This window comes from Flavobacterium cheniae, from assembly GCF_004363695.1.
Taxonomy (GTDB): domain Bacteria; phylum Bacteroidota; class Bacteroidia; order Flavobacteriales; family Flavobacteriaceae; genus Flavobacterium; species Flavobacterium cheniae.
Genome location: NZ_SNZC01000001.1, coordinates 629,920 through 642,898 on the forward strand (window position 1 = coordinate 629,920; position 12,979 = coordinate 642,898).

The 12,979-nt window shown below is 28.9% G+C and carries 12 protein-coding genes; 1 reads left to right on the forward strand and 11 read right to left on the reverse strand.

The genetic code is table 11. The features are described from left to right. Positions 1 to 5 precede the first annotated feature (5 nt). The 3 genes from C8D80_RS02990 to C8D80_RS03000 are packed head-to-tail and all read right to left on the reverse strand — an operon-like array spanning position 6 to position 6,050. The gene (locus C8D80_RS02990) at positions 6 to 1,361 is read right to left on the reverse strand and encodes a restriction endonuclease subunit S (protein WP_242004815.1); all 1,356 of its coding nucleotides are present in this window, start codon (positions 1,359 to 1,361) and stop codon (positions 6 to 8) included. Then, positions 1,354 to 2,970: an HsdM family class I SAM-dependent methyltransferase gene (locus tag C8D80_RS02995; protein WP_133607216.1), complete on the reverse strand. Its 1,617-nt coding sequence runs from the start codon at positions 2,968 to 2,970 to the stop codon at positions 1,354 to 1,356. Before C8D80_RS02995 ends, C8D80_RS02990 begins: the two co-directional genes overlap by 8 nt. A 5-nt stretch (positions 2,971 to 2,975) precedes the next feature. Beyond that, positions 2,976 to 6,050: a type I restriction endonuclease subunit R gene (locus C8D80_RS03000; RefSeq protein ID WP_133607218.1), complete on the reverse strand. Its 3,075-nt coding sequence runs from the start codon at positions 6,048 to 6,050 to the stop codon at positions 2,976 to 2,978. Positions 6,051 to 6,350: 300 nt separating this feature from the next. Here C8D80_RS03000 and C8D80_RS03005 point away from each other — a divergent pair, with 300 nt between their 5' ends. Beyond that, positions 6,351 to 6,776: a hypothetical protein gene (locus C8D80_RS03005; protein WP_133607220.1), complete on the forward strand. Its 426-nt coding sequence runs from the start codon at positions 6,351 to 6,353 to the stop codon at positions 6,774 to 6,776. A gap of 137 nt (positions 6,777 to 6,913) precedes the next feature. On the opposite strand, the gene C8D80_RS03010 is transcribed toward C8D80_RS03005, so the two are convergent. The 8 genes from C8D80_RS03010 to C8D80_RS03045 all read right to left on the reverse strand — a co-directional run bounded on the left by C8D80_RS03010 (position 6,914) and on the right by C8D80_RS03045 (position 12,879). Further along, positions 6,914 to 7,342, reverse strand: a complete 429-nt coding sequence (locus C8D80_RS03010; protein WP_133607222.1) for a hypothetical protein — start codon at positions 7,340 to 7,342, stop codon at positions 6,914 to 6,916. Positions 7,343 to 7,383: 41 nt separating this feature from the next. Next, a complete protein-coding gene (locus C8D80_RS03015; protein ID WP_133607224.1) occupies positions 7,384 to 7,839 on the reverse strand; it encodes a hypothetical protein in 456 nt (151 codons plus the stop codon). Positions 7,840 to 7,929: 90 nt separating this feature from the next. Next, positions 7,930 to 8,601, reverse strand: a complete 672-nt coding sequence (locus C8D80_RS03020) for a zinc ribbon domain-containing protein (RefSeq protein WP_133607226.1) — start codon at positions 8,599 to 8,601, stop codon at positions 7,930 to 7,932. Positions 8,602 to 8,647: 46 nt separating this feature from the next. Further along, positions 8,648 to 10,546, reverse strand: a complete 1,899-nt coding sequence (locus C8D80_RS03025; RefSeq protein ID WP_133607228.1) for a WG repeat-containing protein — start codon at positions 10,544 to 10,546, stop codon at positions 8,648 to 8,650. Positions 10,547 to 10,695: 149 nt separating this feature from the next. Continuing rightward, positions 10,696 to 11,322, reverse strand: coding sequence for a hypothetical protein (locus C8D80_RS03030; protein ID WP_133607230.1), 627 nt, complete (start codon positions 11,320 to 11,322; stop codon positions 10,696 to 10,698). A 49-nt stretch (positions 11,323 to 11,371) separates the two neighbouring features. Then, positions 11,372 to 11,740 carry an FEKKY domain-containing protein gene (locus C8D80_RS03035; RefSeq protein WP_133607232.1) on the reverse strand — a complete coding sequence of 123 codons (369 nt, stop codon included), beginning with the start codon at positions 11,738 to 11,740 and terminating at the stop codon, positions 11,372 to 11,374. Positions 11,741 to 11,817: 77 nt separating this feature from the next. Then, complete coding sequence (locus tag C8D80_RS03040) at positions 11,818 to 12,360, reverse strand: TFIIB-type zinc ribbon-containing protein (protein WP_133607234.1); 543 nt, start codon at positions 12,358 to 12,360, stop codon at positions 11,818 to 11,820. 144 nt (positions 12,361 to 12,504) lie between these two features. Then, complete coding sequence (locus C8D80_RS03045) at positions 12,505 to 12,879, reverse strand: hypothetical protein (protein WP_133607236.1); 375 nt, start codon at positions 12,877 to 12,879, stop codon at positions 12,505 to 12,507. Positions 12,880 to 12,979 lie beyond the last annotated feature (100 nt).

Here is a 12,979-nt window from a genome sequence, read left to right on the forward strand (position 1 = left end):
TTTAATCAATATTTAGTTTTGTTCTCCGCAACCATCCCCAACTCTTCCTTAACATCACCCACCGTTACCTGACCATTCATCAACATAGGCAACAACCAATCACGAAGCGAAGCGAGTTCTTGGTTTTCTTTTAGATTTTTTTCTTTTTTAATTTGAATTGGCTTCATAAAATCGTAGAATTTCTCAGCTAATTCAATAGGTGGAATTGCTGTATAATGAGTACTTACAAATGATTCAAACAATAAATTCTTTATACCACTTGTTTTTCCTTCATAACCAAATAAAACGCCAGCATCATATATACTATTCCATTGAAATACGAAATTGTAGAAATAGTATTTACTTTTTAATGTAACAGCTTTACAAAAGTTAGAACAAATTATTGGTGCATCAAAGCGATGAAGTGTTTCTTCTGTAATGTATGCTAATCTACCAGTTGATTGAACGGGACTTCCTCCTGAAATTTCTACAATTAAATCATAAGGATCTAATGTTTTGAATAAATTTTTTTCTAAAATATAACGTTCTGGAGTTTTTAATTCTCCTTTCCCATTTAAGCCATTGATGTCTGCTCCTCTAACGCAATATACTTTCTGATTATAGTTTCCTTCTTCTTGTTCTTTTCCCCAGTCACCACTTTTATCATTATTTATAAATGAAGATAAGGTATCAACTTCCCATCCCTCAGGAATCTCCGTTTTCAACTCCTCATTCCAAACCATTTTACCACCTGAAGATTTATATGGTTTTCCATTCTCATTAGGAAAATCAAACTGCACAAACCAATAATCATACAAGGTCTTTGCCATAGCTTCTAACTCGGCGTTGATTTTGTTATTCAATTCAATTTTAGCATCTAAATCAGAAAGAACTTTGGCAATTTTTTGTTGCTCTAATAATGGTTTATATATTATATCTATTTCACCAAAATTTTTTAGAATAATTCTTGGCAATGCACTACCAGAAACATATTTTTTTGCAACTGTTTCTTTTACAGAATTAGAATGTAAATAGTATTTTAAATAATCAGGGGAGATTTTTTTTAGGTTAGGTCTAAGAATTCCTATAGATGATAAAATTGCTTGCTTTTTTTCTTCTTTAATTACAAAAACATGTTTTAAATAACTTCCATCTTTTGCTATTAAGACATCATTCAGTAAGGGAACACAATCGTTCCTTAACATCTTTTCATATTCCTCCTCTGATATATATTTACAATCAAGATATGAAAATCCATTGTGTTCCATATCTTTTACAGATAGCATGGGTAAACCATCAGTAATACCGACAGGACTATAATGAGAGCCGTCAGTAATTCTATCACAAACGGAATTTAATTTTACAAAGTTCAAATTACTCATATTTCAAACCTTTCAAATTATTCTGTATTTCTTTTTCTAGCTCTTTACTTTCCGCAAATAAATTAGCCAGATTACTTTCAAAGGTTTTCATTTTAGCAGTAAACTCATCAGATGTTATATCCACATGTTCAATTTTCACTTCAAAATATTGTCCAGCGGAAAACGAATAATTTTTAGCTTCAATTTCGGCTTTGGTTACTACCACTGATAAATCTTCAACGACTTGTTTGTTATTAAACGTATCAATAATTAATTGTTCTTCCTTTGGAGTTAAAACGGTACGTTGGTTTTTACCTTCTTTTACAGTTTCTCCTAATTTAGAAGCATCTAATAAAACTATATGCTCGCTATCGGCTTCTTTGTCTAAAAACAATACGGAAACATTGGTTCCTGTGCTGGCAAAAATGTTAGATGGCATACTCACTACACCTCGTAACCAACCTTTGGTAATCAAACGTTCTCTTATTTTCTTTTCAATACCACTTTGAGCTGTGATAAATCCTGTTGGTAACACAATAGCGGCTTTACCTGTATCACTCAAACTAAACATGATGTGCTGGATGAATAACAAATAAATCGCCATCGATTCTTTTTTAGTTTTCGGGATATTGGGAATCCCTGCAAAGAATCGTTTTTTGAAGGCATCTTTATCTAAATCGGCATGAAAATCAGAGAAATCCAATTTAAATGGAGGATTCGAAACTATATAATCAAACTTATCCTTTAAATACGTCGGTTGTGCTATGGTATTGGTTTTAATGATATTCGGAATCGAATGCGTTAAATTATTCAACACCAAATTCAAACGCAACATATTACTCGATTTCTGCGAAATATCTTCCGAGTAAATCGTACAATTTTCTTCTCCAATTTGGTGCGCTAAACTCATTAAAAGCGTCCCCGAACCCGCACTGGGGTCGTACACTTTTACTCCTTTTACAGGGGTTGGCACCATAATTTGTGCCATTATACGCGCTACCGCATGAGGCGTATAGTATTCCGCATATTTCCCACCTGAGTCGGTATTGTAATCTTTAATTAAGTATTCAAAAATAGTAGCAAAGAAATCGTATTTTTGCTCGAACATTTCTTCAAAACTAAATTCAAACAACTTATTAATTAACGCTTTCGCAAAAGCATCACGTTGCGAACTATCCGAAATAAACTGCGTTAATTCATCAAACAAAGTATCCTTTGCTCCCGAGAATGATTTTACCGAAAATACTTCGGCATTTTCTATCGAAATCTGACGTAAGGTATCATCAAAGGTTTTCGCAAAATCACTGTCGTTTTGTTTCACAAACAAATGCGAAATCAAATGTTCTGGACGTAAACGAGGAATATTTGGGTCTAAACTTGCAATTAAGAATTGGTATTCGTCTTCGCTTAAATCCAATAAAGCTTTGGAGAAATTCTCCGCTTCGTCTAATTCTGGTTTTTCTCGTTTCACCGCATAGCGAAACTTATCATTTAAGAACTTGTATAAAAATACTTGGGTAATAATTTTAAATTCGTTTCCATCATTGCCCAAGCCATAATTCGCACACACACTTTTTAAGTTGTCAATAAGTGCTTTTGTTTTGGTCATGAAGTTAATATCCTGCGTCATTTTTTCTATCGGTATTGGTATTGTTGTAAATATTCGTTCACTATTAAATTATTGATGGTTTCAGTGGTTGAAAAATCCAACGGAATGTTTTCATTTTTCTTAAATTCCTGAACCACTAATTGCAATAAATAACGTTTAAAGAAAGCTTCATTCTTCATAATATCTTCTTGTCCTTCTAATTTGTTATCTACATGTTGTTTTACTTGCATTAAGGCATTATGCAATTGCATTTCTTTAGCGTTAAGTGTTCCTTTTTCACTCAAGCGCTTATGAATGCGTGTATATTTTTCATCATTGATATACTTAGCTTTTAACAGTGCATTTTTACGATTCAACTCTTTGGCTTGTTCGTATATTTTTTGGAGTAAATGCATGTTTTCAATCATGTCGGCTTGCGTAACTTCACTCAAATTTTTCTTTTTGAAAATACGTTCTAGCTCTTCACGCAAACTTACAAATTGTGGATCGATTTGGTCAAAATTATTTTGAAGAGATTCCCTTGTTTTGCGTAATATATTTTTGAACTCATCAGCTAATACTAACTCGCTTTCATCAACTTTGATAAATTGAAAGATGACATCTTCTAAAGCGGTGTTCAATAAATTAGCGGAAGCTTCTTCATTACCAATGCTATCCACAAAATTTAAGTTGTCTAATCGGCTTTGTGCTTCTAGTAATAAGCGATTCCAAATATCAAAATCAGCAACACCATCTAAAGCTTCATAACCGTTAACTGCAATAATATTTTTCAATTCTTTTGCAGTACGCAAGGCTTTAATCAAGCGCAGCAACTCGTTTTTATCGGTAAGTTGTGCTATTTGCTGTGAGAACAACTCTCTATTTTGCGTATCGTAATGGAAAAGCGTCTCTTTAATCTCCTGAATTTCCTGTTGAATTTCTTCTTCCGTTTTGAACAAGTGCGAATACATTTCCATTTCATCGCCTAGTTGTTCTTGCAACTCATCAAAGTACATTTTGTTGGTTCGGTCAAAAGCTTTTGAAATATCAGCAAAATCAACCACATAACCGTATTGATATTTTTTATATGGTCTGTTAACACGAGTCAAGGTTTGTAATAAATTGTGGTCTTGAATAACACGAGCCAAATACAATTTCTTTAATCGTTTGGCATCAAAACCAGTCAGCAACATGTTGTAAACAAATAACAAATCAACCTTTCCTTTTTTGTAGGTAGATATTAATTCTTTACGAATGGCTTTGTCGTTTTCATCATGTAAGATTAAAGCAGCTGTTAATTTTGGTTCATCGTGATTACCATATCTTTCAGGCGGTTCGGCTGCCATCAAAATACTAGCATCGGTTTCTTGTTCTCCATACTTTTCCTCAAACAATCGAAACAATTCCTTCGCTTGATTCGCAGAATCACAAACTACCATTCCTCCTAAAGAAGTGTCTTGTTGTTCACGTCTGAATTTGATTAAATCAGTTACGATATAATCTAGTAATGGTTGCGCAAATTTTGGATGCGCATAAATCTGACGTGTGCTAATATCGCCTTGTAATACTTTGATTTGATCCATTACTTCTTTCATTTCCATTTTGAAGTTACCTTCAATTTGTTCACGAATTAAACGTAACGTATAACCATCAGCAATCGACATGTTGTAGTAATACTTGTGAAAGTAATTACCAAACAACATTTTAGAATCGTATTCTTTAGCAACTTCTTTTAATAATGGCGTTCCAGTTAAAGCAATAATTACAGCAGAACGGTCTGAATTAATCAGATTCGCTAAATAATTCCCTTTAGGATTATAACTTCTGTGTGCTTCATCTAAGAAATAAACACGTTGAATATTAATGTCATAGCTAATATCTTTATTTGCAATGGCATCCTCCGAAAATTTCTGAATATTCACCACCGTAATTTCAGGAACTCCGCTATCATTATGAATAGCACCCACTACTTTTAAGTCAGCAATAAAATCTTGTTTAGAATTAACTTGTTTTACTTTCAAACCTCTATTAGCAAATTCACTCGAAGCCTGAATTAATAAATCCAATCGGTCAACTATAAAATAGAATTTTGGAATTACTTGTTTCTTGGCGTAATAATCCGTTAAGTGTTTAACGTTGTAATATGCAAGTGCAGTTTTTCCTGAACCTTGCGTATGCCAAATAATTCCTTTGTTTTGTCCTGTGTCAATTTTAGTTGCAATTGCTTGTGTGGCAAACAACTGAGGATAACGCATGATATGCTTTTGATACGCTACTTTTCCTGTTACTTCTTCTTCCACATAAACAATAGCGTATTGTAAAATAAATTTCAAACGTTCTTTACTAAACAAAGAAGTTAAAATTCGATTCGTTGGCGTATTCGATTGTTTATTAGTAATGTATTCAGGACTATTTTTAATAACAATCAAATTGTTATCTTTTAAAAGTTCGTTTTCGGTCTTATCGTCAATATCCTTCAACTTTTGTTGAACAGGATAATCAGCATCTTCTCTAAAATAATTGAAATTAACATTTTCATAAGCTGGCGTAGCATAGAAAGCTCCGAAAATCGGTTCTACTATTCCATCTTCATATTCCATATTGTTAGAGAAAACCAACAACTGTGTAATATTAGCAAAACGTCTAAAATGTTTATTTTTAAAACGCTGATTAATTCGAGTTCTTTCTTTGATAACGCCCTCTTGATTATGAGGTTTTTTCACTTCAATAAAAGCCAAAGGCATTCCATTGATTAAAACCGTAATATCAGGTCGAAATTCTTCGTCTTCAGATTTACAAGTTAATTCGGTGGTAACGTGAAATTCGTTGTTGCTGAAATTTTCAAAATCAATTAATTTAACTCCTGAAGTTGAAGTCAATCTCTCGTAAAACTTTTTTCCCAAGTCTTCATAATCTAACTCCAGATTGATTTCATCTAAAATTCGTTGCGCTTCTTGTTCAGTTATTCCATTCAAAGCCGAAATCTTAGGAATGAAAATCGAATAGAAAATATTATTACTTTCAATTCTATTTTGCTCATTCAAAGGTAAATACTGATACCCCAAACGCATTAAATGTAATAAGGCTGGTATTTTTACACGAGAATCTTCGTTGAATTTCATTTATTAATTTTAAATATGTAGTATAAACCCTCAAACATAACGAAAAAAAAGGGCTTTTGCAACCCGTAAAAATACCTGATTTTCAAACCAGGTATTTTTACGGGGGTACCTTCTAGAGCTAAAGTAAATATTGGGATTGATAAAAAAATGTGGAAATCCGTAAACAGGTCATTCTTTTATTTAATTTAATATTTTAATCTACTTTTTAGAATAATTTTTAAGATGTAGATACATTAAAAAAATTCAATCAAAAGGAAATAATTAATCCTTTTTTCGTGTTTTTATAGATATGATTCAAAAATGAAAAGTCAATTTACCGTAGGTCAGATAATTCGATACAAAAAACAAAGAAGATCTCTTTTGGAAGAAGATTTTTATTTTGTGGTGTTAGGATTCAAAGGTCAATCTTTATGGATTCAAGTTCTAAATACAAATCCACAATATAAAGCTGGATGTTGTATTATACCTGAATCGGAAGATGATTTTGAACCTATTGAAATCTATGGTTATCATTTCATTAATTCAGAAGTTTTACTTTATGAATCCTATACTGATGAAATTGTAATAGGTGCCATTACTTATGTAGAAGATATAGATAATCCTATAACTTTTTATAGGTCAAAGAATGGTCTTGAATCTAATGTAACCTTTGGAATGGGTGATGATAGTTATCCTACTTTACAAGGTAAACTTCTTGTAGAATTTCCAGATGTTTTCTATTCATAAAACATTTTAAAGATATTAGTGCTTTTTTAAACGAATTAAAACATTTTCAAACGTTTTTAATTTAATTAAACATCTAAATATCAAAACACTATACTGCTTTACTTGTATAGAAACGTGAATCTATATGAATACTTTAATTATATCTTTTTCTCTAAGTAATCTTTAGCTTCACTATAATTATCAAAAATCCATTCTGTATCAGTAGCTTTTAATTTACTATTCATTCCATTTAGTAAAGTTCCTATTGAATTACTACAATTATCACCAATTATTACGACATTATGAATATCACTTTCTACACCTATATTGAATACTTTTTCTATAAGATCTCCCCAATTATATTCAAGTTGTGAAAAATCAAGAATAATTCCAAAAGGATCATATAATTTACAACCTAATTCACCCTTTGCAAACATATATTTAGCATCATCATTTCCTTGAGAACCATCACGATATTTTCCAATGTATTTGATTACAAGTATTTTTTTATAACTTTCTATACTAGATTGATCTAAAAAATATTTTACATTAATTGAACTTAAATTTTCAGGAAATATTTCTATCATAAGGTTTAATTTTAGGGGATTATAGAATACATATTTTTATTCTAATTATGATATTCTAATTTAAAGAAATCAGGATACTTTTCATCATTATTACTATTCCAACTATTAAATGTAAAATCTTCTAACTTACTTTTTAAATCAGAATGTAAATTTAAATTGGACTGTTCACAAAATGCTAAAATAGTAACAAAACCAACAATTGTTGGATTGGTGTCGGTTGCAATTCTACCTTCTACTTTTTTAATCTTAACCTTCCATTTTTCATTACTCAGTGAAAAGGCAAATTCTAACCCTTTTATTGTAGCTTTTTTCCAATGCTCATATCCATTATTTGGAACACTTTCAATGTGTCCCTGCGTAATCCAACCTTCACCAGAATAATCTTCAATAATTTCATTATCAGCATCACTCCTACTTACTTCAAGATTTACTATTGCAAAAAATGGTTTTCCATTTTTTACTTTAAAAAATTGATAGTCCAAATTATCATTAATCATAAGTTGTATTTTGCTGTGATCAAAAGTAAAGTTTTACTTCCGAAATATATTAGGTAAGTACATAGTCAAAAATTTTTGTTCTTATTTTTTTTAGCTTATCCACAATAGAGATTGGGTATAATATTCCCATCTTCCATTTCTTTTCAAATAAACATATATAGAGCTATTAGCTAATAAATAATCTGCAGATCTTTCAACATGTATAATTGCAACTGATTTATTTTTATCGAAAATTGGAATTGAGCAACTAGAATTTCCTTTTCCATATAATGTTTTATAATTTGTCCAGTAATCTTTACCATTGCTTTTTTCTAATTGATCAACTTTTTTCAAATCTGAAGGAGTTAAAACCCAAAATCCTTTTAGTTTAGTTTTATCCCAAAGCTTGGTTTTCTTATCCAATTGATTTATCAAATATTCTTTATTTTCAACATTTACAATAGTGTCTGGTAATTCATCAATTAAATTAATAAAACTATCTCCATGAGGTATTGAAAAACACATTAGCTTTCGAAATTTTAAAGAATCTTTTGTAACATTTTCAATACTTTCATTTGAATAAATTTCATTCATGAAGTTATAAATATCATTATCCGAAATTACTTTTCTTGAATTCTTTAAAACAGTATAAGAGCCATTAATATAATTGTGAGTATATTTATATATATGATTTGCAAAGGCTACTATAGCTATAAAAGCAATACTCATAATTAAAATATTCCACTTATAATTTTTATTCCTTTTTTTCTTTAAAAATCTCACAATTAGCTTTTTTATGAACATTCAACCCAAACTGTAATGAATTTAATTATTCATTATAAGGATCCATAATTCCGTTTGGATAATATTCTAGTCTATTCCAAAATTGTCCAGGATTTATACTACCTTCATATTCATTACTATAAACAATTATATTTTTCTCTTCCGTTTCATTTTCATTACGATTTGTGATCATTAATTCAATTCTGAATTTTGTTTTGAAACCTCCAGAATAAATAGGTGTTTTAAAACTCCAATAATTATTTCTTTCAAGAGTCAGAGTATGATAACTGTTTCCACACCAACTATTCGGTAAATATTCAATATCTTTCCATATACCATCCTCATCTTTTGCTTGAACTTTCATATACAATCTACTATCCTGTGCTGAGAAATTAATTTCTTTATTAGTTAAATTTGAAAGTGTAACATTATAAGCGTTAAAATTGCTGAAAATTGTATCCTTTGAATCTACATGAACAATAAGACTTATTTTTTTGTTTGGAAATTTTTCATTCTTAATTTTCTTAGGGATATTTCTTGAAGTTCCATAACCTCCCAAATCGTTTTTATTTGGTTTTGAATAAGCACTAAAATAACCTCTATTCATAAAATCAATATCAAGATTTTTTAGTTTTAGTTCTTTTGATTCTATTTCTTTCCAAATAATTTCACCCTTTTCATTAAAATAGACTAATTTATCGTCAATGGATGTTTTTAATATACCATTTTTAAAACCTTCTACATCAAATTCTTTCAACTTTGGTTCAATTATAGTAATACCATTAATATTAGCAACACCCCATAATGTTGTTTCTTCATCGTTTTCAATCCCATAATAAAAATAACCATTAACGACACCAATCTCATTAATCAAATCATATTTAGGATTTACAATGTAATTTCCATTTATATCAATAATACCAAACTTTACATCATTACTAACAATCGCATAATTGTTTACGAACCCATTTCCTGAAATTTTTTTATATGTATTATTACCTATTTTATTTAAATTAGTATCAACAATTTTATAATCTCTGTTACTATCTAAAATAAAAGCTCTTCCACAAGAAAAATCTCTTAACCTTTCATTAATTGTATCATTTAAAACAATTTTTCCTGTTTTATTAATATAACCATCGTAATAATTATAACTGGTTTCGCTTAATTTTTTCTTTATTGAAATTTTACCAATCCCATCATTAAAATAATCAGGTAGTAAATACTTACCAGTATATTTTTCTTGAAATAATAAATTTCCTTTATCATCAATATACCCGTAAATTTCATCATTCGAATCTGTATTTTTAAAATATACCTTTGCTATTCCATCATTATAATCGTTAATTTCAATAAATTTATTGAAAGGCACTATTAAATTTCCAGTAATATCAATTACTGCAGGTTTATGAATTAAATGATTTCCATTTTGAGAGATTTCTTTATTGGTAACTATCGCAACACCATTTTTAAAATTAGTAATTGAGCTATAAATTGTATCAATAACTAAGTTATTAGAAACAAGATTTAAAACCCCTTTTTTATCAGATGCTGTTGAAACAATAGCAAGGTCTTTATTTACAAATTCTAGAGATGTATATTTTTTACTAATAACAATTTTTCCATTTTTATCAATAAAAAAAGGGGTTCCTTTTAAAAATACTTTAGCAATCCCATTATAAAAATTGAAAGCTAAATCATATTTTGGCTCGATTACATATTTTCCTTCGGAATCAATAAAACCATATTTATCATACTCTCTTACAGAAGCTAAGCCTTCAGAAAAATCATAACCAACGGTATAATTTGGTTTAATTACTATTTTACCATAATTATTGATATAACCAATTTTATCATCTTCTATGATTCTAATCAAATCATTTGATTGAGCAAATAGATTTATTTGAAATAAAGTTAGAATCGAAACTAATATAATCTTATGCATATTAAAAAAATTATAATTCAATATAATAACATGATTTTTAAAATAATATTTTATTGAGGAAAAGTAAAATTGCAATTATTATTTTAACTGTTTGAAATGAGAATAAAAAAATTAATCTAATGTTTTAAATCATTTCATTCCACCAATTTTTATGATACTACATTTAAAATCACAATAATTTCACCATTTTTTGCTCTGTAAATAGAAATTTCAGATAAATCCATATCAGCAATATCATGCCCCCAAATTCCATATTTACCATCGGTTATATTCCTATTAGCCATCTTTGTTCTTTTGTTAATTGGAATTGTTTTAATAGTTGCTGTTTTTTCTTCTTCCGCAAAAAGTAAATAATAATGCTTACTAATTTCCATTAACAATTGCCCTCTAGAAAAACCTTTATTCGATTTAAGAACGAATTCATATTGATTTGTTAATGGATAATCGATAATTATTTTGATTTTATTCTCAGGAATAATAATAACGTCTTTTTGATCTAGAAGTGGTAAATCATTTTGTGGATTTTCTATATCTGCCCAAGGGATATATCCATCTTCAAAATCTATTTTATTATCTGTCTTAACTTTAAACTCAAACCTAGAAATAAATTCTCCTATGTCATTATAACTTTTTTCAGTTGACTGTTTTTCTCTTTCAATTATAACTTCAATAGGGTTTTTCGAATTAACTTCTGAATTTGAATTTTCTTTTGATTGTCCTTTACAATTCAAAAATGAAATTAATATGGTAGTCGCAATTAGATATTTACTTATCATGTTTGTTTAGTTTATATTTTAATGAAAGTAGCTAAAATAGTAAGATTTATTATTCCAATATGTTATTTTTAATCAAAGAATCCAATTCTGCTTCGTATTTTTTTCTCCAACCCATTCCGTTTCTAGAATTTAGATATTTTTCAATTTCATTATTATACATGTCAATTCCTCTTATAGTTGGACCATTTAAAGTACAGCCAACATATGATTCATGAAATCCATATTTTTCCTTTAATCCAATACAAGGAACGCCACACGGATGACTTAAAAGCTCTGTTGTTACAATTCTTGCAGAATCTCTCCATGCATCAATTTTTGCAGTCAAATAATTAAATCTATTAAAGAATCCTAATTGCCAAGATATTATTGTAATTATTAAAATTACTATTCCGAGTTTTATTTTTACATTTCTAGTCATTTGTTACTCTCTAACTACTATTTATATAGATCTATGAAATCCAAGTTGTTTTGTTAATTTCTTCTCTATTTACATTATTAAATATGTGTGTGAACAATACATATTTCAAAACCTAATTTTTGTTGGAACTCCTCAATAAAATCTTCTTTAAATTCAGGCCAGTTCCAAAAAGTGAACCCGATATTGCTAAACCCCCATTGAGGCTTAAAACTATAGTTGTTTATTTCAGTTTGATTTCCACAATTTGAACAGGTCAAATTATTAGTCTTATGTTCAAACCAATCGTCTAAAAAATCCCAAACATCAGATACAATATTTACTTTACAGTTTGGACAAATACATTCATCCATTCCATTTTGGCCAGTATGAAAAATTTGTCGTTTACTAGTAATTTCAAGGCCATTCACAATTAAATCAAATGGAAGATATTCGCTTTGCTCGACTATCTCAATAGCTCCTTCAGAAATTGCATATCCTTTATCTGAACTTAAAATACAATCCGAAATTGATGATTTAATAATGTTTTTAGACACCAACCATTCTAAAATTTCTCTCGCTTTTATTTCACTATCTGGATATACAGATTTTTTTGGTACTATTGAAATGCTGTGACTACTCATTTTGCATATTATATAAGTTTACAATTTACTTTTGACGTATATTCTTGGTCAAGGTAATTTAGTAAATATTAGGTTAATTAAACTAACTATAGTTAGATATAAAAAAAAACAACGAAGTTATTCATGCTAAATGTATTTATAAATTTATTTGATTTTTTGAAGAGAGTTTTCATATACTTCATCAATATCTTTAAATTTAGAAATTATTTTATGGACATTTCCATTAATTTCTGTGATTTCAAATCTTATTGTATCTTGATGTTCAATATTGAAATCTAAATTACTCAGTACTTTTCGATTGTAAATTTCATACGAACATGGTGAAGTCCATTTTATATTGTATTGAACTACAATATTAGAATCATTCAAATATTCAGTTTGATAAATTTCATTTCTTACGATTGTGTGAATAGTTCCATCAATCCCTTTCAATTCGAAAGTTCCAATTTTTAAATTTTTACAATCTTTTTCACATGAAATAATTAAAAAAGAAATTAATATTAAAAAATAGTGTTTCATTTTTATTTGATTTTATTTAAATCGCATTTAACGGTTTGCAGATTTGCGATGGGCGGGTTTTTCAGCACAAATGTTCATTCGAAGACTTGAGCTTTCGGCT

Excerpts from the sequence above, each read along its gene's own strand:
- C8D80_RS02995 (WP_133607216.1), bottom strand. The coding sequence starts at position 2,970 with ATGACGCAGGATATTAACTTCATGACCAAAACAAAAGCACTTATTGAC.
- C8D80_RS03035 (WP_133607232.1), bottom strand. The coding sequence starts at position 11,740 with ATGACTAGAAATGTAAAAATAAAACTCGGAATAGTAATTTTAATAATT.
- C8D80_RS03015 (WP_133607224.1), bottom strand. The coding sequence starts at position 7,839 with ATGATTAATGATAATTTGGACTATCAATTTTTTAAAGTAAAAAATGGA.
- C8D80_RS03030 (WP_133607230.1), bottom strand. The coding sequence starts at position 11,322 with ATGATAAGTAAATATCTAATTGCGACTACCATATTAATTTCATTTTTG.
- C8D80_RS03010 (WP_133607222.1), bottom strand. The coding sequence starts at position 7,342 with ATGATAGAAATATTTCCTGAAAATTTAAGTTCAATTAATGTAAAATAT.
- C8D80_RS03045 (WP_133607236.1), bottom strand. The coding sequence starts at position 12,879 with ATGAAACACTATTTTTTAATATTAATTTCTTTTTTAATTATTTCATGT.
- C8D80_RS03005 (WP_133607220.1), top strand. The coding sequence starts at position 6,351 with ATGAAAAGTCAATTTACCGTAGGTCAGATAATTCGATACAAAAAACAA.
- C8D80_RS03000 (WP_133607218.1), bottom strand. The coding sequence starts at position 6,050 with ATGAAATTCAACGAAGATTCTCGTGTAAAAATACCAGCCTTATTACAT.
- C8D80_RS03025 (WP_133607228.1), bottom strand. The coding sequence starts at position 10,546 with ATGCATAAGATTATATTAGTTTCGATTCTAACTTTATTTCAAATAAAT.
- C8D80_RS02990 (WP_242004815.1), bottom strand. The coding sequence starts at position 1,361 with ATGAGTAATTTGAACTTTGTAAAATTAAATTCCGTTTGTGATAGAATT.
- C8D80_RS03040 (WP_133607234.1), bottom strand. The coding sequence starts at position 12,360 with ATGAGTAGTCACAGCATTTCAATAGTACCAAAAAAATCTGTATATCCA.